The organism is Pseudomonas frederiksbergensis, from assembly GCF_003732705.1.
Classification (GTDB): Bacteria; Pseudomonadota; Gammaproteobacteria; order Pseudomonadales; family Pseudomonadaceae; genus Aquipseudomonas; species Aquipseudomonas frederiksbergensis_F.
In genome coordinates, this window is record NZ_MOBR01000015.1 from 196,266 (window position 1) to 219,466 (window position 23,201).

The 23,201-nt window shown below is 60.3% G+C and carries 27 protein-coding genes; 9 read left to right on the top strand and 18 right to left on the bottom strand.

What is annotated here, in order from left to right; genetic code table 11:
• Window positions 1–46: 46 nt before the first annotated feature.
• The 7 genes from benC to BK667_RS16985 form a co-directional block, all read right to left on the bottom strand.
• On the bottom strand, window positions 47–1,060 hold the full coding sequence (gene benC, locus BK667_RS16950) for a benzoate 1,2-dioxygenase electron transfer component BenC (protein WP_123598324.1): 1,014 nt from the start codon (window positions 1,058–1,060) through the stop codon (window positions 47–49).
• Between the two features lie 10 nt (window positions 1,061–1,070).
• Complete coding sequence (benB, locus tag BK667_RS16955) at window positions 1,071–1,559, bottom strand: benzoate 1,2-dioxygenase small subunit (protein WP_123598325.1); 489 nt, start codon at window positions 1,557–1,559, stop codon at window positions 1,071–1,073.
• Window positions 1,556–2,920: a benzoate 1,2-dioxygenase large subunit gene (benA, locus tag BK667_RS16960; protein WP_123598326.1), complete on the bottom strand. Its 1,365-nt coding sequence runs from the start codon at window positions 2,918–2,920 to the stop codon at window positions 1,556–1,558. Before benA ends, benB begins: the two co-directional genes overlap by 4 nt.
• A gap of 219 nt (window positions 2,921–3,139) precedes the next feature.
• Complete coding sequence (locus tag BK667_RS16965) at window positions 3,140–4,099, bottom strand: AraC family transcriptional regulator (RefSeq protein ID WP_123598327.1); 960 nt, start codon at window positions 4,097–4,099, stop codon at window positions 3,140–3,142.
• Window positions 4,100–4,230: 131 nt separating this feature from the next.
• Complete coding sequence (gene catA / locus BK667_RS16975) at window positions 4,231–5,160, bottom strand: catechol 1,2-dioxygenase (RefSeq protein ID WP_123598328.1); 930 nt, start codon at window positions 5,158–5,160, stop codon at window positions 4,231–4,233.
• Window positions 5,161–5,211: 51 nt separating this feature from the next.
• Window positions 5,212–5,502 (bottom strand): muconolactone Delta-isomerase, encoded by a 291-nt coding sequence (gene catC / locus BK667_RS16980; RefSeq protein WP_123508770.1) that lies wholly within the window; start codon window positions 5,500–5,502, stop codon window positions 5,212–5,214.
• 10 nt (window positions 5,503–5,512) lie between these two features.
• Complete coding sequence (locus BK667_RS16985) at window positions 5,513–6,661, bottom strand: muconate cycloisomerase family protein (protein WP_123598329.1); 1,149 nt, start codon at window positions 6,659–6,661, stop codon at window positions 5,513–5,515.
• A 127-nt stretch (window positions 6,662–6,788) separates the two neighbouring features.
• Between BK667_RS16985 and BK667_RS16990 the strand changes: the two genes are divergently transcribed.
• Window positions 6,789–7,688 (top strand): LysR family transcriptional regulator, encoded by a 900-nt coding sequence (locus BK667_RS16990; protein WP_123598330.1) that lies wholly within the window; start codon window positions 6,789–6,791, stop codon window positions 7,686–7,688.
• Between the two features lie 61 nt (window positions 7,689–7,749).
• Here the strand turns inward: BK667_RS16990 and BK667_RS16995 are convergent, their stop codons facing one another.
• The 5 genes from BK667_RS16995 to BK667_RS17015 form a co-directional block, all read right to left on the bottom strand.
• Window positions 7,750–7,992, bottom strand: coding sequence for a DUF1652 domain-containing protein (locus BK667_RS16995; protein ID WP_123508772.1), 243 nt, complete (start codon window positions 7,990–7,992; stop codon window positions 7,750–7,752).
• 119 nt (window positions 7,993–8,111) lie between these two features.
• Window positions 8,112–9,011 carry a polysaccharide deacetylase family protein gene (locus BK667_RS17000; protein ID WP_123598331.1) on the bottom strand — a complete coding sequence of 300 codons (900 nt, stop codon included), beginning with the start codon at window positions 9,009–9,011 and terminating at the stop codon, window positions 8,112–8,114.
• Window positions 9,012–9,159: 148 nt separating this feature from the next.
• On the bottom strand, window positions 9,160–9,468 hold the full coding sequence (locus BK667_RS17005) for an AtuA-related protein (protein ID WP_123598332.1): 309 nt from the start codon (window positions 9,466–9,468) through the stop codon (window positions 9,160–9,162).
• Entirely contained in the window at window positions 9,465–10,829 is a 1,365-nt protein-coding gene (locus BK667_RS17010; RefSeq protein ID WP_123598333.1) for an acyclic terpene utilization AtuA family protein, read from the bottom strand. The genes BK667_RS17005 and BK667_RS17010 overlap by 4 nt, the downstream gene beginning before the upstream one ends.
• Window positions 10,830–12,122 (bottom strand): CitMHS family transporter, encoded by a 1,293-nt coding sequence (locus tag BK667_RS17015; protein ID WP_123598334.1) that lies wholly within the window; start codon window positions 12,120–12,122, stop codon window positions 10,830–10,832.
• Between the two features lie 131 nt (window positions 12,123–12,253).
• On the opposite strand from BK667_RS17015, the gene BK667_RS17020 reads away from it, so the two are divergent.
• Window positions 12,254–13,156, top strand: a complete 903-nt coding sequence (locus tag BK667_RS17020) for a LysR family transcriptional regulator (protein ID WP_123598335.1) — start codon at window positions 12,254–12,256, stop codon at window positions 13,154–13,156.
• Here BK667_RS17020 and BK667_RS17025 read toward each other — a convergent pair.
• Entirely contained in the window at window positions 13,130–14,077 is a 948-nt protein-coding gene (locus tag BK667_RS17025) for an ABC transporter substrate-binding protein (RefSeq protein WP_123598336.1), read from the bottom strand. The two genes, BK667_RS17020 and BK667_RS17025, sit on opposite strands and share 27 nt — an antisense overlap.
• A 295-nt stretch (window positions 14,078–14,372) precedes the next feature.
• Here BK667_RS17025 and BK667_RS17030 point away from each other — a divergent pair, with 295 nt between their 5' ends.
• The 6 genes from BK667_RS17030 to BK667_RS17055 all read left to right on the top strand — a co-directional run bounded on the left by BK667_RS17030 (window position 14,373) and on the right by BK667_RS17055 (window position 18,726).
• Window positions 14,373–15,353 carry an aliphatic sulfonate ABC transporter substrate-binding protein gene (locus tag BK667_RS17030; RefSeq protein ID WP_123598337.1) on the top strand — a complete coding sequence of 327 codons (981 nt, stop codon included), beginning with the start codon at window positions 14,373–14,375 and terminating at the stop codon, window positions 15,351–15,353.
• 131 nt (window positions 15,354–15,484) lie between these two features.
• Window positions 15,485–16,321, top strand: a complete 837-nt coding sequence (locus BK667_RS17035; protein WP_123598406.1) for an ABC transporter permease — start codon at window positions 15,485–15,487, stop codon at window positions 16,319–16,321.
• Window positions 16,322–16,324: 3 nt separating this feature from the next.
• Window positions 16,325–17,038, top strand: coding sequence for an ABC transporter ATP-binding protein (locus BK667_RS17040; protein WP_123598338.1), 714 nt, complete (start codon window positions 16,325–16,327; stop codon window positions 17,036–17,038).
• Between the two features lie 29 nt (window positions 17,039–17,067).
• Window positions 17,068–17,748, top strand: a complete 681-nt coding sequence (locus BK667_RS17045) for an SOS response-associated peptidase family protein (RefSeq protein WP_123598339.1) — start codon at window positions 17,068–17,070, stop codon at window positions 17,746–17,748.
• Between the two features lie 274 nt (window positions 17,749–18,022).
• Window positions 18,023–18,295 carry a hypothetical protein gene (locus BK667_RS17050; protein WP_123598340.1) on the top strand — a complete coding sequence of 91 codons (273 nt, stop codon included), beginning with the start codon at window positions 18,023–18,025 and terminating at the stop codon, window positions 18,293–18,295.
• Between the two features lie 191 nt (window positions 18,296–18,486).
• A complete protein-coding gene (locus tag BK667_RS17055) occupies window positions 18,487–18,726 on the top strand; it encodes a hypothetical protein (RefSeq protein ID WP_259698050.1) in 240 nt (79 codons plus the stop codon).
• A gap of 119 nt (window positions 18,727–18,845) precedes the next feature.
• On the opposite strand, the gene BK667_RS33295 is transcribed toward BK667_RS17055, so the two are convergent.
• The 3 genes from BK667_RS33295 to BK667_RS17065 form a co-directional block, all read right to left on the bottom strand.
• Window positions 18,846–19,004 (bottom strand): hypothetical protein, encoded by a 159-nt coding sequence (locus BK667_RS33295; protein ID WP_185058230.1) that lies wholly within the window; start codon window positions 19,002–19,004, stop codon window positions 18,846–18,848.
• A gap of 66 nt (window positions 19,005–19,070) precedes the next feature.
• The gene (locus tag BK667_RS17060) at window positions 19,071–19,382 is read right to left on the bottom strand and encodes a branched-chain amino acid transport AzlD family protein (RefSeq protein WP_010455066.1); all 312 of its coding nucleotides are present in this window, start codon (window positions 19,380–19,382) and stop codon (window positions 19,071–19,073) included.
• On the bottom strand, window positions 19,382–20,080 hold the full coding sequence (locus BK667_RS17065) for an AzlC family ABC transporter permease (protein ID WP_123598341.1): 699 nt from the start codon (window positions 20,078–20,080) through the stop codon (window positions 19,382–19,384). The genes BK667_RS17060 and BK667_RS17065 overlap by 1 nt, the downstream gene beginning before the upstream one ends.
• A gap of 161 nt (window positions 20,081–20,241) precedes the next feature.
• On the opposite strand from BK667_RS17065, the gene BK667_RS17070 reads away from it, so the two are divergent.
• Window positions 20,242–20,616, top strand: coding sequence for a DUF2784 domain-containing protein (locus tag BK667_RS17070; protein ID WP_123598342.1), 375 nt, complete (start codon window positions 20,242–20,244; stop codon window positions 20,614–20,616).
• A gap of 231 nt (window positions 20,617–20,847) precedes the next feature.
• Here the strand turns inward: BK667_RS17070 and BK667_RS17075 are convergent, their stop codons facing one another.
• Together BK667_RS17075 and BK667_RS17080 are read right to left on the bottom strand one after the other, a co-directional pair.
• On the bottom strand, window positions 20,848–22,425 hold the full coding sequence (locus BK667_RS17075; RefSeq protein WP_123598343.1) for a sensor domain-containing diguanylate cyclase: 1,578 nt from the start codon (window positions 22,423–22,425) through the stop codon (window positions 20,848–20,850).
• A 123-nt stretch (window positions 22,426–22,548) separates the two neighbouring features.
• Window positions 22,549–23,079, bottom strand: coding sequence for a DUF3087 family protein (locus tag BK667_RS17080; protein ID WP_123508788.1), 531 nt, complete (start codon window positions 23,077–23,079; stop codon window positions 22,549–22,551).
• Between the last annotated feature and the right edge of the window lie 122 nt (window positions 23,080–23,201).

A 23,201-nucleotide genomic window follows, 5' to 3' on the forward strand; every position in this document is an offset into this window, starting at 1 on the left:
ATGGCGACGCCCCTCTCCCGTGGGAGGTGGATCGGCGTAGAAATTGTTATGCCGCGCTGGCAGCAAACTTTTCGTAGTAGAAATTCGCCGGGGCGATCCCTTTTTCGCGGATGAACTGGCTGACCGCCTCGACCATCGGTGGCGGACCGCACAGGTAGACATCGACGTCGCCATCGTTCAGATGCCGGGGCTCGATGTGCTGGGTCACGTAGCCCTTGAGCGGGTGCTGACTGTCGGGGTTGGCCACACAGGCGCTGAAACTGAAATTCGGGATGCGTACGGCGAAGGCTTCGAGTCGATCCAGTTCCACCAGGTCGAAGTCGTTGGTCACGCCATAGATCAGATGCAGCGGTTGCTCACTGCCCTGCTCGGCAATTTTCTCCAGCATCGCGGTGAACGGTGCCAGGCCAGTGCCGCCCGCCAGCAATAACAGCGGACGGCGGATGTCGCGCAGATAGAAACTGCCCAGCGGCCCGGCCAGGGTCATGCTGTCGCCAGCCTTGGCCATGCCGGTGAGGAAGCTGCTCATCAAGCCGCCAGGCACGTTGCGAATCAGGAAACTGACCTCGCCATTACGCTGCAACGAACTGAAGGAATAGGCGCGGGTCTGCTCGCTGCCCGGAACCCCGAGGTTCACGTATTGCCCCGGCAGAAACGCCAGTTTGCTCAGGGCCTCGCCCTTGATCGACAGCGCGATGGTGCTGTCGGACAACTGGCGAACGGCGCTGATGGTTGCCTCAAAACTGGCTTGGCGGGTGCGGCACACATCCGAGGAAACTGGCACCCGCACCACGCAATCGCTTTGGGCGCGCATCTGGCAGGTCAGGACAAAACCTTGCTCCGCTTCATCGGCGCTGAGGGCGTCTTCGATGTACTCCTCGCCCAAGTCGTATCGCCCGGCCTCGGCGAAACATTTGCAGGTGCCGCAGGCGCCGTCGCGGCAGTCCAGCGGAATATTGATGCCTTGGCGGTACGCGGCGTCGGCCACGGTTTCGCCGGCATTGGCGTCGATGAACCGGGTGACGCCGTCTTCAAAATTGAATGCGATGGAATGAGTCATGACGGCCGCCTCACAAGTGGTAAACGTCGATGACCTGGCGAACGTAATCGTTCTTCAGGATCACTTTCTTGGCCTTGATCAACGGGTTTTCACCGCGCACGTCCAAGGTGTAGAAACTGCTGCCGAAATAGCTGTCGACGGTCTTGTAGCGAAAGCTCAGGGTGTGCCAGTTGAAACGCACCTGGCACAGGCCGTCAGCCTGTTCCAGCAGCTCGATATTGCTGAGGTTGTGGGAGGTACGGGTGTCCGGAATGCTGGCGCTGGAACGCTCGGTCTTGATACGGAAGATGCGGTCTTCCAGGCCGGTTCGGTTGCCGTACCAGATCAGCGAGATTTCCCGTTGCGGGTCTTCGGTCAGCTCATCGTTATCGTCCCAGGACGGCATCCAGAACGATGCGTCGGCGGCGTACAGTTCGAGCCAGTCGTCCCATTGCTTGTCGTCGAGGTAGCGCGCTTCGCGGTAGAGAAAGTCGCGCACGGTTTCATAAGTGATAGTCATTGCACGGCCTCCACGGCAATCAGCTCGGGCTGTTCAGCAGCCAACGCCTTGAGCATCGTCTGCTGCCAATATTTGTGTTGCAGCACGAACAGGCCTTCGTCTTCAGTGCGCACGCCGCTGAGGAGCGGATGCAGGTCGATCTCCCTGGCCGCGTCATCGGCGCCTTCGATCCAGTGTTCGGCGCCACGGGACATGTCGTTCCAGGTGGTGACGCTGCCCTGATAACCGGTCTGGCAGGAGCGAAACTCCTCCAGATCATCCGGCGTGGCCATGCCGCTGACGTTGAAGAAATCCTCGTACTGGCGAATCCGGCTCGACCGCGCCGTATCGCTTTCACCTTTGGGGGCGATGCAATAAATGGTGATTTCGGTGCGATTGACCGAGATCGGCCGGGCGATGCGGATTTGCGAGCTGAACTGATCCATCAGGTACACGTTCGGGTACAGGCACAGGTTGCGCGAGTTCTCGATCATCCAGTTGGCGCGGGCCTGGCCGAAGTCCCGGGCCAGTTCGTCGCGACGTTCGAACAACGGACGATCCTCGGGGTTTGACCAACGGGTCCAGAGCAGCATGTGGCCCTTGTCGAACGAGTAGAAACCACCGCCCTGCTTGGCCCAGGTGCCAGCGCTCATGGTCGGGTTGCAGTCACCGGCCTCGCGCTGTTTGCGCTGGTTCTGAGTGGCCGCGTAGTTCCAGTGCACCGAGCTGACGTGGTAGCCATCGGCGCCGTTTTCGGCGGTGAGTTTCCAGTTGCCTTCGTAGATGTAGCTGGAAGAACCGCGCAGCACTTCGAGGCCATCGGCGGACTGATCGACGATCATGTCGATGATCTTCGCCGACTCGCCCAGGTGTTCAATCAGCGGCACGACATCGGCCTTGAGGCTGCCGAACAGGAAGCCGCGATAGGACTCGAACCGCGCGACTTTAGTCAGGTCGTGGGAGCCTTCGCAGTTGAAACTCGTCGGGTAGCCCGCTTCGGCCGGGTCCTTGACCTTGAGCAGCTTGCCGGAGTTGTTGAACGTCCAGCCGTGGAACGGGCAAGTGTAGGAGCTTTTGTTGCCAGTCTTGTGCCGGCACAGCATGGCGCCGCGATGGCTGCAGGCATTGATGAACGCGTTCAGTTCACCGGCCTTGTTGCGCGCGATAAAGATCGACTGGCGCCCCATGCTGGTGGTGTAGAAATCGTTGATCTTGGGGATCTGGCTTTCGTGGGCCAGGTACAGCCAATTGCCCTCGAAGAGGTGCTGCATCTCCAGATCGAACAGTCGCGGGTCGGTGAACATCTCGCGCTTGCAGCGGTAGATGCCGTGTTCTTTGTCATCTTCAAGCAGGGAGTGAAGGTATTCGGGTCGCAGGGACATGGCCGCCGCCTCCATTGTTTTTATTCAGGCAGGGCCATGCTAGGACGGGGGGATGGGGCGGACTATCCGATGAGTGCAGACCTTTATCCGTTTACTGCAGCCCTGATCGTTCCCACGCTCCGCGTGGGAATGCAGCCCGGGACGCTCCGCGTCCCAAGAGCGAACGCGGAGCGTCCGTTGAGGCATTCCCACGCAGAGCGTGGGAATGCCTCAACGTGCTCAGTGCCGGCGCTTGAGGGTGTCGGACGGCAATTCGCCGAACTGTTTGCGATAGCTGTCGGAGAACCGTCCCAAATGCAAGAAACCGTAATCCATCGCCACTTCGGTGACGTTGCGCACGTTGCAGGTCGGGTCGTTCAGGCAGGCGTTGATGCGTTCGAGGCGTTTCTGGCGGATGTAGTTTTTCGGCGTGGCCCCGGCGTTGCGTTCGAACAAGCCATACAGCGAACGCAGGCTCATCCGCGCCTGGCGCGCCAGTGTTTCGCTGTCGATGTCTTGCTTGAGGTTGCGCGCGATGTAATCGGCAATCGCCTCGAACGTGGCCGACGACGAACCGAGGCTGACCCGGCTGACGTTGGTTTTCATCAGGCTGAGCATTTTACTGACGATGATCTGCGCGTAGTGCTCCTGAACTTTAGGTAGCTGCTCGGTGGCCTCCGCCTCCTGGCAAATCATCGCCAACAGGTTGACGAAACCCTCCAGTTGATCGAGCTGATAGCGGTTCTGCAGAAACCGCACGCCCTGCCCCGGATACCTCCAGCGCTGTTCATCGCACACCGACTCCAATAACCGGGTCGGGACTTTAAGAATGAATTTTTCGCAATCGTCGGAGTACGTCAGGTCCACCGGATCATCAGGATTGATCAGCAGTAGCTCGCCAGGCTCGAAGTAGTGTTCCTGGCCATGCCCGCGCCACAGGCAGTGGCCGCGCAGCAGCACTTGCAGATGATAGATGCTGTCGAGCGCACCCGACGTGACCCGCACGCTGGCGCCGTAGCTGATGCGGCACAGGTCGAGGCTGGCGAATTTGCGATGGTCAAGGCTGGCCAGCGGCCGACCGGCGCGGGGCATCAGCAGGCAATGGTTGCCGACGTGCTGATTGACGTAACCCGACACCGCATAAGGGTCGGCGTGGTCGAATATTCTGCTGCGCTGACTCAACAGTTGCGCGTGCATCATCGGGTCACTCTCGTTGTTATTGTTGATGTGTGTGTGGGAGCGAGCCTGCTCGCGAAGGCGGAATCAGCTTCAACATCACCGTTGACTGATACTCCGCTTTCGCGAGCAGGCTCGCTCCCACAGGGGACCTTTCAGTCTTCCAGGGCGCGCACACGCTCAGGGCGTTGTTGTTCCTCGGGCTGGGCGGACGTCTGCAAGGTGAAGTCGAAGTCGATTTCGGCAAACCGGCCGCTGACTCCGTGGACCGCAGCGCGTTGCGGATCGTCGCTGAAGGTGATGTGGGCGATCAACTCGTCGCGGGTGGCGTAGGCAAAATCGTCGTGCAGGTACTGGTCACCGTCGAGGTTGATCTGGGTGGTCAGGTGACGATGATCCGGCGCCGAAATGAAGAAGTGGATATGCGCCGGGCGCTGGCCATGGCGGCCCAGTTGATCGAGCAGATGCTGGGTCGGACCGTCCGGCGGGCAACCGTAGCCCGACGGCACGATGCTGCGAAAACGATAACGGCCTTCGCTATCGGTGACGATGCGCCGACGCAGATTGAATTCCGATTGCGTGGTATCGAAGTACGAATACGTGCCACCGGTGTTGGCGTGCCAGACATCCACCACCGCCCCGGCCAACGGTTCGCCAGCGGTATTGAACACCTGGCCTTGCATAAACAGGATCACGCCCGGATCGACGCCATCATCCAGTCGCGCCTCACCCTCAGACAGCGGCGCACCGGCCACATACAGCGGCCCTTCAATGGTCCGTGGCGTGCCGCCGGACTTGCCGGCCTGCGCGTCTTCGGCGTCCATCAGCAGGTCGAGGTAATGTTCCAGACCGAGCCCGGCCACCAACAAACCGGCCTCCTGACGCGCGCCCAGCACGTTCAAGTAATTGACGGCTTTCCAGAACTCTTCCGGGGTCACGGCCAGGTCTTCGATGATGTTCACCGAATCCCGCAGGATCCGGTAAACCAGCGCCTTGACCCGTGGATCACCGGCCTCGTTGAGCAGACCGCTGGCCTCTTCGAGAAACTTCTGGGCACTGGCAGTGTGGGAAATCTTGACGTTCATGGTGGTTCCTCATCTTGTCATTATTATCGTAGCGAACTGAACTGGCCGGGCTCAGCGGTCATCCTCGCGAATCGACGAAGGATGCCGGCACATCGCGTCGATCTCGATGGCCATGTACGGAAACAGCGGCAACTGCATCAGCAGATCGTGCAGTTCCTGAACGCTGTCGACATCGAACACGCTGTAATTGGCGTAGTGCCCGGCGATGCGCCACAGGTGACGCCACTTGCCCTGCTCTTGCAGGCGCTGGGCCAGGGCTTTTTCGTCGGCCTTGAGGCGGGCAGCGTGTTCGGGGTTCATGTCGAGCGGCAGGTTCACGGTCATTTTTACGTGGAACAGCATGATGCTCTCCTCAGGCTTGATAAACGGCAGTGGATGACTTGTCGCGGCGGAAAAACCCCAGGCGCTCTTCGTCCAGATTCAGGCCAAGGCCTGGCGTATTCGGCACGTGCAACTGGAAATCGCGATAAACCAATGGCTCGCCGAGAATGTCTTCGGTCAGCAGCAGCGGGCCGAACAGCTCAGTGTCCCAGGCCAGTTTGTTCAGGGTGACAAAGGCATGGGCCGAGGCCAGCGTGCCGATCCCGCCTTCGAGCATGGTGCCACCGTACAGGCCGATGCCGGCCGCTTCGGCAATCGCGGCGGTGCGCAACACAGCGCGCGGGCCGCCGTTCTTGGCGATTTTCAGGGCGAACACCGACGCCGCGCCTTCACGCGCCAGGTTGAACGCATCTTCCACGCATTCGATGGACTCGTCGGCCATGATCGGCGCCGGACTGATCGCGTTCAAACGAGCCATGCCGGTGCGGTTGTTGCGCGAGATCGGCTGTTCGATCAGGTCGATGCCGTTGGTGCCGAGGATCCGGCAGGCGCGCAGTGCCACCGCTTCGTCCCAGGCCTGATTGACATCGACCCGCACACTGGCGCGATCGCCCAGGGCTTTCTTGATCGCGATGACGTGGGCCAGGTCGCAGTTGACATCACCGGCGCCGATTTTCAGTTTGAAGATCCGATGACGGCGCAGGTCGAGCATTTTTTCCGCTTCGGCAATGTCCTGCCCGGTGTCGCCGCTGGCCAAGGTCCAGGCCACCGGCAGCGCATCGCGAACCCGGCCGCCGAGCAATTCACTGACCGGCAAACCGAGGCGTTTGCCTTGGGCGTCGAGCAGCGCGGTTTCGATGCCGGACTTGGCGAAGGTATTGCCGCGAATGCTGCGCTCCAGACGCAACATCGCTGCGTTGACGTTGCCGCTGTCCTCGCCGATCAGCAAGGGGGCGAAGTGTTTATCGATGTTGGTCTTGATGCTGTCGGGGCTTTCGTTGCCATAAGCCAGGCCGCCGATGGTGGTGGATTCACCGATGCCTTCAATGCCGTCGGCGCAGCGCACACGGATGATCACCAGGGTCTGGTTCTGCATGGTGTGCATCGCCAGTTTGTGCGGGCGGATGGTCGGCAGATCGACGATGATCGTCTCGATCGATTCAATGGCTGTTGCACGCATGTCGATACCCGTCAGGTTCTTAAAGTTCTGAATCGGATTCTCATACGGCTTTTACGTGGCGGCCAATATAGAATTGGTCTGGATTGATACCTTAAAGGTATCCAACTCGCTTTTATCTGGAGGCCTCATGGAACTGCGTCACCTGCGTTATTTTCAGGTGTTGGCTCAAACCCTCAATTTCACCCGCGCCGCCGAGCTTTTGCACATTGCCCAGCCGCCATTGAGTCGACAGATCCAGCAACTGGAAGACGAACTCGGGGTGCTGTTGCTGGAACGCGGGCGGCCGCTGAAGCTGACCGACGCCGGGCGGTTTTTCCATGAGCATTCGAGCGCGCTGCTGGAACAACTGGGCAAGGTCTGCGACAACACGCGGCGGATCGGCTTGGGGGAAAAGACGTGGCTGGGCATCGGTTTCGCGCCCTCCACGCTCTACGGCGTGTTGCCGGAACTGATTCGCCGCTTGCGCAACCACGAGCGTCTGGAACTGGAGCTGGGGCTGTCGGAAATGACCACCCTGCAACAGGTGCAGGCGCTCAAGGCCGGGCGCATTGATGTGGGTTTCGGCCGCATCCGCATCGACGACCCGGCGATTATCCAGACCGTACTCACCGAAGATCGCCTGGTCGCCGCCCTGCCCGCCGGCCACCCGTTGCTGGCCGGTCCGATCAGCCTGCGCGAACTGGCGAAAGAGCCGTTCGTGCTCTACCCCGGCAATCCGCGACCGAGCTACGCCGACCATGTGATCGCCCTGTTCGAATCCTATGGCGTGAGCATTCATGTGGCGCAATGGACCAACGAACTGCAAACCGCGATTGGCCTGGTGGGCGCTGGCATCGGCGTCACCCTGGTGCCCGCCTCGGTGCAATTGCTGCACCGCGACGACATCGGCTTCACCCCGCTGCTGGAAGACAACGCCACCTCACCGATCATCCTCAGCCGACGAGTGGGCGATGTCTCGCCGGGGTTGAGTCATTGCTTGCAGATGATTGATGAGTTGTTGCCCCACGATGTGATGGGCGACGAATAACCTGTGGCGAGGGGGCTTGCCCCTTCGCCACAGGTTTGGTGTGTACTCGAGAATTGATTCGTCAGCCGGCGAACGCCCTGCGCCCCGCGCGCATTTCGGTGCGAAGTTCGCCAATCAGGTTGGAGATATCGCGCACGGTGGTCAGTTGTGCCGGCGAGACTCCGGTGAGCAGCAGATCGATCCGACCAGTCGCCGGTTCGTAGACCTTGATCCTCAGGGTGCCGTCGGGGTTGACCGTGCAGTCGCACGAGAGCGGCTGAAAACCGGACGTCACAATGCGGCAAAGCTCTGGAATCGAAACCATGACGGGGCCCTCCATGGCGATTGATCGAGTTGGACCCGTTCAGCATAGATGCGCTTTCGCCAGACTGCGTCCAGAAACGCCAACAATCGATGCGAATTGCTTAACATTTTGGCGAGCCGTTAATGGGAATCCCCATCCCACAGCCAATTCCAGATGCCCGGCAATTGCACCGGTTCCGCACTTTCGCTGACGGTGCGGGCCATGGCCGCGCTCAGCAGTTGCCGTTGATCGTCGTAAAACGGCTTCGGCGCGGTTTTCACTCCGGTGGCCTTGGCGCTGTCGAGCAGGATTTGCAGGTACTCGCGGGTATGGCGGGCGGTGTAGCGATTCAGGTCATGGAAAGTCACCACCACCGGAATCACCCCGTCCACCGTTGGCAGCTCACCTTGGGCGATACGCTCGCGGACTTCCGAGAGTTGGCGCAGCATATTCGCCCGGCGCCGGGGGCTGGCGTTGAAGCCCCAGATTTTGCCGTCATTGGCGCTCAGGTCGGTCAACAACACGTGCATGCCATGCCGTTGATAGGCGGCGAAGGTGCGCTTGTCGTAATTCCAGAACGGCGGCCGCACCAGGCTCGGCGGCGCCCCGGTGATCGCGGCGATGTCGGCGCTGCCCTTGCTCAGGGACTGCTCCAGGTCTTCAGGACTCAACGAACGATGATTGGTGTGGAAATGGGTCGCCGTGTGAAAGCCGAGGATTTGCCCTTCGGCGTGCTCGCGCTGCATGACCCGCCGACCGATGTCGCTGTCGCCGGCCCGTGGTGCGCCGGTCTGGACGAAGAACACCGCTTTGATATTCGGTTGCAGCGGGTTTTGCGCGAGGCCATCGAGCACGGTGTCCGTCGGGTTCCAGAAGCTTGATGCGCTGGGGCCGTCGTCGAAGGTCAGCAAAAAACGGATCGGCGGCTGCTCAGACAGACGCTGTTGTGTCTGCGGCGTAAGTGCGATGGGCGACGCGATGCAGCCCGTTAACCCGATAGCCAGGGCAAGCGCTGATAAAACCTTGAACAGTTGCGTCATGTTTTGCCTTGGGCCAGACCGTTGCGGTCGTCACGTTAATGGCAAAAACCCCTCGCCCGGTGATCCTCCAATGGGCCCGCCGGTGGCGGCGGGCCCAGGTTGGAACAGGGTACACAGTTTTGGTTCAAGTGCCGCTATTTGAGGTGTTTCAAAGCTCCAGATCGAGCAACGCCGCGCCCAGCGCCTTACCGTGGGCATCGAGGGCCAGGGACCGGGTGACACCACCGCGCAAGATGCCGGGCAACACGAAATTCAGCGCCTGGACATTGGGCAATTCGTAGCGGCGCACCGCCGGGCTTTGCGGGTCCAACAGCTCAGCGAAATGCGCGGTCACCCGCTCCACCGTCAGCCACTCACACAGCTGTGGAAAGTCTTCGGCACGAAAGGCAATCACCGAAATGTTCGAGGTATCGCCCTTGTCACCCGTTCGAGAATGGGCTAGTTCACGCAGTTTCATGCCAAATCCTCTGAATGAATCTGCAACGCGACGGCATCGCGCGGCAGTAACAGCGAAGCCACTGCCACCACCTGGCGCACTGACTTGCTCGCCCCGCCACCGCCGTAAGGGCCGTTGGTGTAGAGGGTTTCCACTTCATTGCCGATCCGCACGGCTTCAGCGCGATCAGCACAACGGGCCGCAACGCGCAGGCGCACTTCCCAGGGTTCGCTGTCCGCCCGTGAACCCAACTCGGCACCGTGCAAGGCATCGACGCCGATCAACTCGGCGCGGATCTCTTCAAACACCACGCCCGTCAGCTTCAAGCGCTCCAGCACTACCTCTCGCGCCAGTCGCCCCCGGGCCAATGCGCCCGGTCCGCCATAGGAAATCTGGCCCTCGCCGATCCAGCCATCGAGATAACCCACCGAGACTTTCAGCGATGGTGGTCGCGCCCGACCGTCGGCGCCCTCGGCCAACACCCGGTCCGGCCCTTGAACACTGAACGACACCCCGGAAAAATCAGCGCTGACGTCCGGTGTGAGGTACGCCGCCGGATCATGCACTTCATAGATCATCTGCTCGGTGCAGGTCGCGGTATCGATGCGCCCGCCGGAGCCGGCCACCTTGCTGATCACCGCACGCCCCGTGGCATCCACCTCGGCCAGCGGGAAGCCCAGGCGCGCCAGGTCCGGCACGTCCTTGAACCCCGGATCAGCGAAATAACCGCCGCTGATCTGCCCGGCACATTCGAGCAAATGCCCGACCAACGTACCGCGCCCCAGCAGCGACCAATCGTGCGCCGCCCAGCCAAATTCGAACATCTGCGGCGCGAGAAACAGCGAGGGGTCCGCCACGCGACCGGTGATCACCACGTCGGCATCCGCGCGCAACGCCTCGACGATGCCGTCCACGCCGAGATAGGCATTGGCCGAAATCAAACGCTCGCCCAAAGAGGCCAGCGTCTTGCCGTTATCCAGAACCTGGGACGGATCACGCAGCAATGTCGCCAACACATCGTCGCCGCTCAGCGCGACGACTTTCAGGCCCGCCAAGCCCAGTTCCCCGGCGATGCGCCGTACTTCCTGCGCCGCCGCCAGCGGATTGGCCGCGCCCATGTTGGTGATCACCCGCAAGCGCCGACGCGAACCATCGGCGCCACGCCCGACAAAGGGCAGCACCCGGCGCATGCGTTCGCCCAGCAGAGGATCGAAACCGGCTTGCGGATCGAGCAACCGCGCCTGTTGCGCCAGGGCAATGGTGCGTTCGGCCAGGCATTCGAATACCAGGTAATCCAGATCGCCGTGCTCGGCCAGTTCGATCGCCGGTTCAATGCGATCGCCGGAGTAACCGGCACCGGAACCGATGCGTAAGGTTTTCATTTAGAACACTCCAAAGAGCAGCGCGGTCAGGGTCATCAGCACCGAGGCCGCGAACAGAAACGGGATGGTGAAGCGCTGGTGATCCGCCAGTTCAATCTTGCACAGGCCAACCAGGAGAAAGGTCGCCGGGGTCAATGGGCTGACCGGGAACCCGGTGGTGTGCACGCCCAACAATGAGGCTTGAGCAACCTGCAGCGGATCGACGCCCAAGGCACGCCCGACCTCGGCCACCACCGGCATGATGCCGAAATAGAAGGAATCGGGATCGAACAGCAGGCTCAAGGGCATCGAGATAAAACCCACCACCATCGGAATCAATTTGCCGTGCCCGGCGGGAATCTGCGCCACCGCGACCTCGGCCATGGCCTTGAGCATGCCGCTGCCCTGCATGATCCCGGTGAACACCCCGGCGGCCAAAAGAATGCTGGCCATGGTCAGCGCGGTTTTGGCATGGGCGTCGATCCGCGCCCGTTGCGCATCGACGTTGGGGTAGTTGATGCACAGGGCGAGGACGGTGCCGAGCATGAACATCACCACCGGGTCGACAACCCCGGCAATCATCACGCCCATCACCACCACGGTCAGCACCAGGTTGAGCCAGAACAGGCGCGGCTTGCGCAGGGCCACTTCGGCCTCGGTCAACACCCGTTGCGGCATCACGTCCACCACGGCACCGGCGCCCAGGCCCAAGCGTTTTTCTTCGCGACGACCGAGGAACCAGGCGCAGGTGAAGACGAAGATCAGACCGACAATCTGCACCGGAATCAGCGGCTGGAACAGATCCGCCACCGGCACATGCAACGCCGCCGAGGAGCGCAACACCGGACCGGTCCAAGGCAAAAAGTTAACCCCCGCCGCCATCGCCGTAACGCAGGCCAGAATGCGTTTGTCCATGCCGAGGCGCGTGTACAACGGCAACATCGCCGGGATGGTCACCAGGAAAGTCACCGCCCCCGAACCGTCCAGATGCACCAACAACGCCAGCAGCGCAGTGCCCATGACAATCCGCGTCGGGCGGGTGCCAACGCGTTTGAGGATGCGGTCAATGATCGGGTCGAGCATGCCGGCGTCGGTCATCACGCCGAAGAACAGAATCGCGAACACAAACATCCCGACCACCGGGGCGACGTTCTTGATGCCGGTAATTATGAAGCCGCTGGTTTGCAGGCCGAAACCACCGAGCAGCGCGGCGATGATCGGCAAGGCGATCAGCGCAACCAGGGGCGACAGGCGTTTGCTCATCACCGCGACGAGCAAACAGAGAATGGTGATGACACCGAGTGTGGCAAGCATGGGCAGGTCCTGTTCGGCATTTCTGCTCGCGGCGGCGATGAAATGCGCTGTTGTTGTTTTCATCGAGTATTGGAATTGCGGGTAATCTTTGTAAATTGAAATGTTCGGCTTCCTGCATTCGGAAAAACAAAATGAAGAACTCGATCCAGCACATCCGCGCCTTTCTGGTCGTGGCGCAAACCGGCAACTTCGCCAAGGCTGCGGTGGCGCTGAACCTGTCGCCCTCAGCCCTGACCGTGCAAATTCAACAACTGGAAGACTGGCTCGGCGTCGCCCTGCTGGAACGCAGTCCTAGGCATGTTTCGCTGACCAGCGCCGGGCAAAGTGCGCTGTTGCCCATGGAGAAGCTGCTGCTGGACCTGGACAACATCGTCAGCGCCTCCCGGGATCTGGCGGCGCTGCGCCGGGGCGTGGTCACTATCGCCGCCCTGCCATCGCTGTGCGCCGCCGCCCTACCGCCGTTATTGAAGCAATTTCGCGAGCAGTTTCCGGGGGTCGAGGTGCGATTGCGCGACGTGGTAGCGCAACGGATCGACACGCTGGTGCGCGATGGCGAAGTGGACTTTGGCCTGGGTGTGCGGGCGCGGATGAGCCATGGGCTGGAGTTTCAGACGGTACTGGAAGATCGGCTGTGCCTGTTTATCCCCGCCGATCACGCATTGGCTGGGCGGCGCGCCGTCAAATTGAGCGAACTGACCGCGCAGCCGATGATCCTGACCGGCCGCGACAGCAGCGTGCGGGAGTTGGTGGAGCAACTGTTCGCCGACGCACAGTTGCCGTTATCGCCAGGGCTGGAAGCCAATTACATGTCGACGGTGCTGGCACTGGTGCGCCAGGGACTGGGCGTGAGCCTGCTGCCCGAGTCAGCCGATGACGGCCGGGATGATCTGGTCAAAGTGCCGGTGGATCATCCCGGCGTCACCCGCCAGATTGGCCTGATCACCCGCACGGGTCAGGCCATGGCGCCGGCAGCACAGCGCTTTATCGACATGCTGCAGAGTGAGGCCTTACTCGGCCAGGGACTTCTGGAATGAGTTGTCGATGATCGGCGCGGTAGCCAATGCCGCTGGCAACGCCTTGACCTTGAACAGGAAGTCCGCGGTGCTCTGCAAATCCGTCGCCGCTTGCTGATCGACCGGGCCGACCGTCATGTGGGCCTGGCGCAACCAATGGCGCGAAACGTCCTGATCGAGATTGGCCTTCTTCGCCCACAGGTCAGCGTATTCGTCGGTGTGGTTATCGACCCAGGCCCGGGCCTTTTTCAGGCGCCCGAGGAAGTCGGCGATGGCTTCACGCTTGCTGTCGATGGACGGCGTCGAGGCGGCAATGGCGCTGAGGCCGGGCATCAGGTTTTTCGCGGTGAGAATCGGTCGGGCGCCGGAGAACAGAATCTGTTGCGAGATGTACGGTTCCCACACCGGAAACGCGTCGATGCTGCCCTGAGGTAATGCCGCTGCGGCGTCGATGGGCATCAGTTTGATGAAGTCCACGTAGTCTTCCGGCAGATCGGCTTTCTCCAGAGCGCGCAAAGTCAGTTGCTGGCTCCAGGCACCGGGCCAATACGCGACTTTTTTGCCCTTGAGGTCGGCGATGGTCTTGACCGGTGAATCCTTGGGCACCAGCAAAGCGATGGTGTCCGGGTTTTGCCGCGACACGCCGATCAGCTTCACCGGCGCCTGTTTCGCGGCGAGGAACAGAAAGCCCGAATCGCCTAGAAAGCCCAGGTCCAGTGCGCCAGTGTTCAGCGCTTCCGCCAATGGCGCGGCAGCCTGGAAGTGTTTCCAGTCAACCGTGTAAGGCGCCCCTTCCAACACACCTGAAGCCTCCACCGAGGCGCGAACGTTGTAGTAATTCTGGTCGCCGACATGCAGGACGACGGGCTCGGCGGCGTAGGCAAACGGTGCGGTAAACAGCGCGCAGGTCAACAGACTGCGCAGGGATCGGGACAGGTTCATCGGAGGCTCCGGGGGTGTTGTTCCGATAGACCATAACGCTCTTATCGCAAGCTTTTTAAATTCGATTTATGCATAAGCTCATGACCGGCAACCCACAGTGTTTGCCTGGCAACAGTGACTCAACACACTGTTCTGTTCGAAACATCGTTTCCGCTCACCACCCCCGGCAAAGCCCCGAAAACCGGTGAAATCCGCGACATGGCACAGAGCCTGCAATATTCCTTTTATGCAGGAAGCATTCATAAAAACCATTAATCAGGACATAAGAATCCCGTTGCCTTGCCGGAGCCGTTCCATGAAACCCATCTTCCGATTTCCCAAAGCCAGGCACCTGATCAGCGCCGTCGCCATCACCCTAAGCCTGCAACCCCTGGCCCAGGCCGCCGAAACCACACCGGCCGAAGTGCATCTGGACTACGCCTATTACTCGCCGGTGAGCCTGGTACTCAAGCACTTCGGTTTCCTGGAAAAAACCCTGCCCCAGACCAAGGTCGGCTGGGTCTTGAGCCAGGGCAGTAACCGCTCCCTGGAATACCTCAACAGCGGCGGCGTCGATTTCGCTTCTTCCGCCAGCCTCGCGGCGGTGTTGAGCCGCGCCAATGGCAGCCCGATCAAGTCGGTGTACGTTTACAGCCGCGCCGAGTGGACCGCGCTGGTGGTGCGCAAGGATTCGCCCTACAAGACCGTTGCCGACCTCAAAGGCAAAAAAATCGCCGCAACCAAAGGCACCGACCCGTACCTGTTTACCTTACGCAGCCTGCAACAGGCCGGCCTGAGCAAGGACGATGTGGAGCTGGTGCACTTGCAGCACCCGGACGGACGCACCGCCCTGGAAAAAGGTGACGTCGACGCCTGGGCCGGGCTTGACCCGCACATGGCCGCGAGCCAGGTCCAGGCGGGTTCGCGCTTGCTGTATCGCAACACCAATTTCAACAGCTACGGCGTGGTCAGCGTTACTGACAGCTACGCCAAGGAACACCCGAAAACCATCGAAACCGTGCTCAACGCCTACGAACAGGCGCGGGAATGGGCGGTTAAAAACCCGGAAGAACTGGCGAAACTCCTCGCCACGGAATCGGGCCTGCCGCTGGAAGTGGCCAAGTTGCAATTGTCGCGCACCGACCTGAGCAGCCCGCAATTGACGGCCAAGGATGTGATTGCGTCCAAGGCGGCGGCGCCGATTCTGGTGTCCGAGGAATTGGTGCGCAAAGGGGTTAACGTCGACCAAGTCATTGATCAACTGATCGACACAAAGGAAACCGTGGCCCGTCAATAAAGAACGCAGCCCTGTAGGAGCAAGGCTTGCCCGCGATGAACGATGACGAGGTCTTTCTGAAAGACCGCATTACCGTTCATCGCGGGCAAGCCTTGCTCCTACAGGGGGCTGTGATCTGTCTGGAGAACCCCATGACCAGCAAAAGCAAAGACCTCCCCGCGCACTTGGCACTACCTGAACCACGACGCCTGAATAACGCCTGGAAACTGCGCCTCAAAGGCCTGGCCCTGCCGGTGCTGATCATCCTCATCCTGGAATTCGTCGTGCGCATCGGCTGGCTCCCCTCCTACCAGATGCCCGCCCCCAGCGAAGTCGCCACAACCCTCGGCGATCTGGCCGAAGGCGCGCTGTGGAAGCACATCAGCGCCAGTCTGTTGCGGGTGCTGCTGGGGTTCGCGATCGGTGCGAGCCTGGCCCTGGTGTTTGCCGCGTGGGTCGGTTTGAGCCGGGAAGCCGAAGCGTATCTGGAACCGACGTTCGCCGGCCTGCGTTCGATTCCGAGCCTGGCCTGGGTGCCGCTGTTGCTGCTGTGGCTGGGCATCGACGAGACCTCGAAAATCGTCCTGATCGCCATCGGCGCCTTCTTCCCGGTGTACCTCAACGGCGTTTCGGCGATTCGCGACATCGACCGCAAACTGGTGGAAGTCGGCCAGATGTACGGTTTCAGTCGCGCCCGACTGGTGCGGCGGATTTTGCTGCCCGCCGCCCTGCCCGGCCTGTTCACCGGGTTGCGCAGCGGCATGAGCCTGGCCTGGATGTTCCTGGTGGCCGCCGAACTGATCGCCGCGACCAAAGGCCTCGGTTACCTGCTCAGCGACGGCCGCGAAACCTCGCGCCCGGACATCGTGCTCGCAGCGATTATCGTGCTGGCGGTACTGGGCAAACTCAGCGACGGCATTCTCGCCGGCCTGGAGAAACGTTTCCTGGCCTGGCGCGACACCTTCAACGGCCAAAGCGCAGAGGATTGAGGCATGACCGAACACCTGCTGGACATCCGCGTGGAGCGCAAAACCTTCGCCACCACCACCGTGCTCAACAACATCCACCTGCAATTGAAGCCCCGGGAAACCGTCAGCCTGCTCGGCCCCAGCGGTTGCGGCAAAAGCACTTTGCTGCGGATCGTCGCCGGCCTGGAAAAGGACTTCCAGGGCGAACTGAAAAACACTGCCGGTGAAGTGGCGTTCGTGTTTCAGGAACCGCGCCTGATGCCCTGGCTGACGGTGGAACAAAATATTGGTTTCAGTGCCGACAACCACTACGACAAGGCCTGGGTGGCGCAGTTGATCGAAGAAGTCGGCCTCGGCGGTTTTGCCCAGGCCTTGCCCAAAGCCTTGTCCGGCGGCATGGCGCAACGGGTGGCCATCGCCCGCGGCCTGTATTCGCGCCCGCAGGTGCTGTTGCTCGACGAACCTTTCAGCGCGGTGGATGCCTTTACCCGGATGAAACTCCAGGACCTGCTGCTGCAACTGGCCGAGCGCCACGCAATTGCCCTGCTGCTGGTGACCCACGATGTCGATGAGGCGCTGTACCTGAGCGACCGGGTGCTGGTGATGGACCATCGGCCCAGCCGCATTCGTCAGGAACTGGCCGTGGAGCTGGCCCATCCGCGAGATCGTCGCGATCCAGTACTGGCGCGGCTCAAGGCGTTGTCGTTGACCGAGTTGCAACTGGCGCATGTCATCTAAGCTGAAATCTCCAATGGGAGATTTTGCTCATGTGCGGACGCCTGTCGCAGTACCGGGGCATTCACGATTTCGTGGCGGTGTTGAGCATCCCCGACGCGCTGATCAACCACGTCGGTGATGAACCGTTGGCCCGCTACAACGCCGCGCCCACCACGCAACTGGCCTTGTTTCATCTGGAAAGCGATGGCCTGCACGCTGACAACGTGCGTTGGGGCTGGCGGCCGCACTGGGCGAAAGACCGCGCGGCACCGATCAACGCCCGGGTCGAGAAAGTCGCCCACGGGCCGTTCTTTCGGGGGATTTGGCCGCACCGGGCCATTTGCCCGATCGATAACTGGTTCGAATGGGTGGATGAAGGGGATTCCAAGCGCCAGCCGTGGTTGATCCGCCACCGCGACGGGACACCGATTTTCTGTGCGGCGATCGGTCAGTTTCCGGCCGGTGAAACCGAACCCAGAGAGGACGACGGATTTGTGATCATTACCGCCGACAGCGCGGGTGGACTGCTCGACATCCACGACCGGCGCCCGGTGGTGTTGTCGGCGGAGTTGGCGCGGGAATGGCTCGACCCCGCCACACCCAGGGAGCGCGCAGAAGACATGCTGCGGATGCAGGGCGAAACCAGCGACAGTTTCCAGTGGTTCAGGGTGAGCAAAGCGGTGGGAAATGTTCGCAACCAGGGCGCCGCATTGATTGATGAGCTGCCGTGAAGTTTATCCGGCACTGTTTGAGTACCCTTACAAAAAGCTTGCCTATATAAACAGGCAACTCAAACGTTACATCAAGTGTTTCATTGACGAGACACCTATAAATAGATGGCTATTTGACTCCCTAACCATTGGTCTGACATTTAAACCGTCATACATACATTTAACAGGACTACAGATAGCATGCGCGCCGCATTTCCATAAGTCTTCCCAGTTGACCAAAGAGTCAACAACCCCAGGAAATCCCTACAACTTTTACACCTTGCAGAGAAATAAGTTGCGCGACGATTTTGCAATCAATCAAGTCGGTGAGCTGGCGTGTGTCTATCTTTCAATGACGGAACACTTGCAACTCGACTGTTTTATCGGCAATTACATAAAAACTCGAAACCTGCGCTGCGTCGATGATATCGGCGACCTGCTGCGCACCACCCTGCAAAGCTATCCGGGCAAGTCGCCGGTGATGGTCAATGAACTCAATGCCTGGCTCGACAAGACACTCGGCTATCGAGCGGCCCACCCCGACTTTCCTCAGTTGGAAGACGCTTGAAACCACGCTCCAGGGCCAGTCGGCGGAAGAACTGAACGATCCCACCCTGAAGACACTCTGAATAAAGAGGCCGGATTGGCCTCTTGTTTTTTCAGGCGTCCTATTTCTGCATGACACTGGTACCGCAGATCTCTCTGAATTCCCTGCTCAACGACTAAGCCGAAGTGACGGCTGGCTCCAAATGGAATTACATGAGCGAACTTGTCCCTTATGCCGTGCATTACCTGCTCGATGGTGTGCGACAACACTTTTTCAAACTGGCGGCAGGGTTTTCCGAAGTGGAAGCGATCCATTCGGCCTCTGCCCATGCCTATCCCGAATCCGGGCAAAAGATTGCGCCACACGCGAGCCTCAAACCGCGCGTAATAAAGCTCAGCAATTGGGTATTACGCATATTCGGTGGAATGAGGCGATTTGATATTTTGCGGTGATTCAATGTGGGAGCGGGCTTGCTCGCGAAAGCGTCGTATCAATCGACATTTACATCAACTGACACACCGCTTTCGCGAGCAAGCCCGCTCCCGCACTGGTTTCATTGTTTTCAAAGAAATCAGGGTTTCAGCGGCATCTCCATATCGCGATCAGACAGTTCCTTGCCATCATCCGGATGCTTCCAGTCCGGCGTCGAGCGCTTCTGCCGCTTGATCTCTTCTTCGCTCGGCTCATCCGTGTCTTCGTCCAGGTCCGGCGGCTTGGGATCAGTTGCCATGTGCACCTCTCTTCCTGAAGGGATCAGTTATCCGCTTTAAGCGTAGAACATTTCCCCCCGCCCGGCTCAAAGCCACCAGCGCAGCAAAAAGAAGAATCCCATGCTCAACAACATGCTGAGCAGCGTGTTACGGGTGTAGAGCACCAGCCCCACGGCCACCAGCGAACTGATCAGGTAGGGATTGTCCCACTGCAGGTTCAGCTGTTTGTCCGGCATAAACACAATCGGCCCGCAAATCGCCGTCAACATGCCCGGCACGGCAAACCCGAGAAACTGCCGCGCATTGCTGCTCAGGCGCAATGGCAGGCGTGGTTCGAGAAACACATAGCGGTTCAAAAACACCAACACGCCCATGCCGATAATCACTGCCCAAACGATCATGTGCGCTCCAGATACAGCTTGTTGCAGATAAACCCGGCAGTCATGCCCGCCAGCCCCGACAGCACCAGGGCCGAGCCCCATTGCCAATAGCTGAACAGCACCGAACAGAACAGCGACACCGCCACGCAGACCACCGTCGGCACATTACGAACCACCGGAGTGATCAGGGCGATAAAGGTCGCCGCGATGGAGAAGTCCAGGCCCAGGTGTTCCAGGCCCGGAATGCTGCTGCCCAACACGATGCCGGCCAGGGTGAAGAGGTTCCAGGCGATGTAGAACGTCAGCCCCACGCCCAACGCGTACCAACGGTTGAACTGTTGTTTGTCATGCTGGCTGGTCAAGGCGAACAACTCATCGGTGAGCAGAAACCCCAACCCCACGCGCCAACGACCCGGCAACGGTGAAATCACCGAACGCATGCTCATCCCGTACAGCAAGTGCTGGGAGGTCAGCAGCAGCGTGGTCAGCAGAATCGAAAAGACCCCGGCCCCGCCCTTGAGCATGCCGATGGCCACCAGTTGCGCGGCGCCGGCAAACACGATGCTCGACAAACCCTGGCCTTGCAGGGGCGTGAGGTTGGCCTCGATGGCCATGGAACCGGCCAACAGCCCCCACGGCGCGGTGGCCAGGGACAACGGCATGATCGCCGCCGCGCCACGAAGAAAGGCGCTGCGCGGCATGTGTGAATGGGACATAACGCTCTACAACCAGGGGAAAGACCGCCGACTGTGCCAGCAGACGCGGGAGAAGGCTTGAACAATCTTGCGCACTTGGGGCGCTCGCACTGAATTGATAGAGCGCAGGCCGCACGCCCGAGTAACATGGAGCCATTCAATTGAAGAGTCAGGGAATCGACATGCTTTACCGAATCGCCGCCGACGGGCTGGTGCTGTTTCACCTGTCGTTCATTCTGTTCGTGCTGTTCGGCGGGCTGCTGGTGCTCAAATGGCGCCCCCTGATCTGGTGGCACCTGCCCGCCGCCGCGTGGGGCGTGATCGTCGAAGTCTTTCACCTGACCTGCCCGCTGACCTATTGGGAAAACCTGATGCGCGAGGCGGCCGGGCAAACCGTGTATGGCGGTGGTTTTGTCGAGCATTACGTGTTGCCGATCATCTACCCGGCCGGGCTGACCCCGACGATTCAACTGGGGCTGGGCAGCGTGGTGCTGACGGTCAACCTGGTGGTTTACGTGCGGTTGATCCGGTTGTGGAGATTGCGTCGAACGGCCTGACCGCCCCTTGTAGGAGCAAGGCTTGCCCGCGATGGCGCCGGCACATTCAACATTGATCTTGAGGCAGACCGCAGTGGCCGCATCGCGAGCAAGCTTTGCGCCTACCGCTCGAGGATCTGAAATGCTGTCGATTGAAGACCTGGCCCTGCTCGAAGCCATTCGCACACAACAGCTCAAGCAACCCTGGCTCGCGACCAGACTGGTCCAGGGCAGTGACCGCTTCGTCTGAACTCAGTTAGCGATGACGCTCATGTTCCGGCCACTGGCCTTGGCCACGTATAGCGCCTTGTCCGCGGCGCCGACCAAATCGTCTACCCTGGCTTGCGAGGCCGGGTCGTAGGCACAGACACCCAGGCTGACCGTTACCACGCCTTCGGCACCTTCGGTGTGCTCGATGCCCGCCAACTGCACCGCACGGCGGATTTTTTCCGCCACCAGGAAGGCGCCCACATAGTCAGTGCCGGGTAGCACCACCGCGAATTCCTCGCCACCATAACGAACGGCCAAATCACCGGGGCGCTTGATGTTTTCCGTGATGATGGCGCTGATTTTGCGCAAACACTCATCGCCTGCCACATGCCCGTAGTGATCGTTGAACAGTTTGAAGTGATCGACATCGATCATCAGCAACGCCAGGCCCGTCTGGCTGCGTCGAGCCCGCCCCATCTCCGCCACCATGAACAGATCGAACTGGCGCCGGTTGGCCAGCCCCGTCAGCGCGTCTTCCAGGGCCAGCAGTTCAAGGCTGCGATTGACCTCGATGAGTTTTTCCTGGGCGTCCAGCAATACGCTTTGAATGTGATTTTGCTGCTTCATGACCCGGATGAGCCGATAACCGAGTACGCCGAGGAATCCGAGCAGCAAGGCCACGATAGCCGCACTGTTCAACGATTGCTGGCGCCAGCCTGCCAGGACTTCATCCTTGTTGAGGGCCGCAGAAACCACCATCGGATACCCGTCAACCCGTCGATATCCCAGGACCCGCTCGACCCCATCGATCACTGACTTGATCGTTGCTGTGCCGAAGCTGGCGTGGGGCAGCAACTGGGTAAACAACGGCCCACTGGCGACACTGGTGCCGATGTCGGCTTCCTTGAAGGGGCGGCGCACGATGAGGGTGCCGTTGTCGGCCACCAGGTTAATCGCACCGTTTGTGCCCATATCGATGCTGTCGTACAGCGAAAGGAAGTGACTGAGATAAATCGTGGCCACCACCACGCCGGCGAAACTGCCATCGGAATGATTGAGCCTGCGCGACACGGTCATGATCCATTCATCGGTCGAGCGACTCTTGATCGACGGACCGATATGCGGGCCACGGTCGGGATGGTCGCGATGGAAGATGAAGTATTCACGGTCGGAGTTGTTGGCGTTTGGCATGGAGGCGCCATTGGAATTGACCTGCCAACGGCCGTTTTCGTCGTAGATGAACAAACCATGGAGCTGGGACAGTTCGCTGCGCTGCGCGCTAAGCAACGCTTGCATCCGGGTAAACGGAGCCGGCCCCATGCCGTCCTTTTCGATGCGATCGACCAGGGTAAACAGCAACGTATCGGCCTGTTTGATCGTTGACTGCGCCTGGGAGGCCAAGGTCTGCGCCAGGTTGGACATCGCCACTTCTTTGTCATGCAAGTGGTACTGACGCGAGTTCCACGCCTCCCAGCCTGCAATGGCGGCCATGGACAGGCACACCGCAACCAGCAAAACCACGGCATAACGGACCTTGAGCTTTGCCTCGACCTGCTCGGCCAATAACGCAGAGCCAGGCTGAAGAGCCTCGATATGAACCTTTACGGCCGGATGTCCCATGACGTTCCCTGAATTCTGTTGAAGAGGCGATGCTTCCTGATCGCGTCCTTGACCCATCGAGCGCTTTACTAGGCTTGATCATTGCTCAGATTAGCTGATGGCGTGTTTTCATCATCCTGATTTTTAGTGTGACGCCTGCTGCTTCACCGCCTCAAGCCACGCTGGATTCAATCGCGTCTGCTCAGTGTCGAGGCCCAGCGCTTCCATCCGCGCCTTGTGTTGATCCATTTCCCGGGTCAACTGGCTGTGATCACTGGAGTTAGCGTCCAGTTCGTGCATCTGGCTCAACCCCAGGTGATAGAAACGCAGCAGTTTCATGGCCGTGGGATCTTGCTTCTCGACCGCCGCCGTCACCTGGTGCATGACGTTGGTGACGCTCATCAGGCTGCGCTTGAGCCGCCAGCCGTAGACGGCCGGGGCCATCCACGCTTCATTCCAGAACCGGCCGCGCATCAGCGCCGCCATCAGCAGCACAGCGACAAACACGCCGCCGACGTTAAACCGCAGGTTGTCGCCGCCGGGTTCACCGAACAGCGCCACCGCCGTGGTCGACAGCACCATCGCCAGCGCCAGGAAAATCAGGGCGATGATCACCGTGCTGCGCCGGGTCTGGCGTCGGAAGGTTTCGGCATTCATCGGCAGAATCTCGAACATCTTGGCTGGCATCCTTGAATCAGTGAGCAAAAAGAGTGCGGGGCATTATCGCCTCTATGAGGGATTTAGCTATGCTGGGGCTCCTTTTCATCTTTTCATCGTCAAAAGGAGAACATGGCGAG

Bases quoted from the DNA above. Each gene is read 5' to 3' on its own strand.
- benC (WP_123598324.1), bottom strand. From the start codon at position 1,060: ATGACTCATTCCATCGCATTCAATTTTGAAGACGGCGTCACCCGGTTC.
- benB (WP_123598325.1), bottom strand. From the start codon at position 1,559: ATGACTATCACTTATGAAACCGTGCGCGACTTTCTCTACCGCGAAGCG.
- benA (WP_123598326.1), bottom strand. From the start codon at position 2,920: ATGTCCCTGCGACCCGAATACCTTCACTCCCTGCTTGAAGATGACAAA.
- BK667_RS16965 (WP_123598327.1), bottom strand. From the start codon at position 4,099: ATGATGCACGCGCAACTGTTGAGTCAGCGCAGCAGAATATTCGACCAC.
- catA (WP_123598328.1), bottom strand. From the start codon at position 5,160: ATGAACGTCAAGATTTCCCACACTGCCAGTGCCCAGAAGTTTCTCGAA.
- catC (WP_123508770.1), bottom strand. From the start codon at position 5,502: ATGCTGTTCCACGTAAAAATGACCGTGAACCTGCCGCTCGACATGAAC.
- BK667_RS16985 (WP_123598329.1), bottom strand. From the start codon at position 6,661: ATGCGTGCAACAGCCATTGAATCGATCGAGACGATCATCGTCGATCTG.
- BK667_RS16990 (WP_123598330.1), top strand. From the start codon at position 6,789: ATGGAACTGCGTCACCTGCGTTATTTTCAGGTGTTGGCTCAAACCCTC.
- BK667_RS16995 (WP_123508772.1), bottom strand. From the start codon at position 7,992: ATGGTTTCGATTCCAGAGCTTTGCCGCATTGTGACGTCCGGTTTTCAG.
- BK667_RS17000 (WP_123598331.1), bottom strand. From the start codon at position 9,011: ATGACGCAACTGTTCAAGGTTTTATCAGCGCTTGCCCTGGCTATCGGG.
- BK667_RS17005 (WP_123598332.1), bottom strand. From the start codon at position 9,468: ATGAAACTGCGTGAACTAGCCCATTCTCGAACGGGTGACAAGGGCGAT.
- BK667_RS17010 (WP_123598333.1), bottom strand. From the start codon at position 10,829: ATGAAAACCTTACGCATCGGTTCCGGTGCCGGTTACTCCGGCGATCGC.
- BK667_RS17015 (WP_123598334.1), bottom strand. From the start codon at position 12,122: ATGCTTGCCACACTCGGTGTCATCACCATTCTCTGTTTGCTCGTCGCG.
- BK667_RS17020 (WP_123598335.1), top strand. From the start codon at position 12,254: ATGAAGAACTCGATCCAGCACATCCGCGCCTTTCTGGTCGTGGCGCAA.
- BK667_RS17025 (WP_123598336.1), bottom strand. From the start codon at position 14,077: ATGAACCTGTCCCGATCCCTGCGCAGTCTGTTGACCTGCGCGCTGTTT.
- BK667_RS17030 (WP_123598337.1), top strand. From the start codon at position 14,373: ATGAAACCCATCTTCCGATTTCCCAAAGCCAGGCACCTGATCAGCGCC.
- BK667_RS17035 (WP_123598406.1), top strand. From the start codon at position 15,485: ATGACCAGCAAAAGCAAAGACCTCCCCGCGCACTTGGCACTACCTGAA.
- BK667_RS17040 (WP_123598338.1), top strand. From the start codon at position 16,325: ATGACCGAACACCTGCTGGACATCCGCGTGGAGCGCAAAACCTTCGCC.
- BK667_RS17045 (WP_123598339.1), top strand. From the start codon at position 17,068: ATGTGCGGACGCCTGTCGCAGTACCGGGGCATTCACGATTTCGTGGCG.
- BK667_RS17055 (WP_259698050.1), top strand. From the start codon at position 18,487: ATGAGCGAACTTGTCCCTTATGCCGTGCATTACCTGCTCGATGGTGTG.
- BK667_RS33295 (WP_185058230.1), bottom strand. From the start codon at position 19,004: ATGGCAACTGATCCCAAGCCGCCGGACCTGGACGAAGACACGGATGAG.
- BK667_RS17065 (WP_123598341.1), bottom strand. From the start codon at position 20,080: ATGTCCCATTCACACATGCCGCGCAGCGCCTTTCTTCGTGGCGCGGCG.
- BK667_RS17070 (WP_123598342.1), top strand. From the start codon at position 20,242: ATGCTTTACCGAATCGCCGCCGACGGGCTGGTGCTGTTTCACCTGTCG.
- BK667_RS17075 (WP_123598343.1), bottom strand. From the start codon at position 22,425: ATGGGACATCCGGCCGTAAAGGTTCATATCGAGGCTCTTCAGCCTGGC.
- BK667_RS17080 (WP_123508788.1), bottom strand. From the start codon at position 23,079: ATGTTCGAGATTCTGCCGATGAATGCCGAAACCTTCCGACGCCAGACC.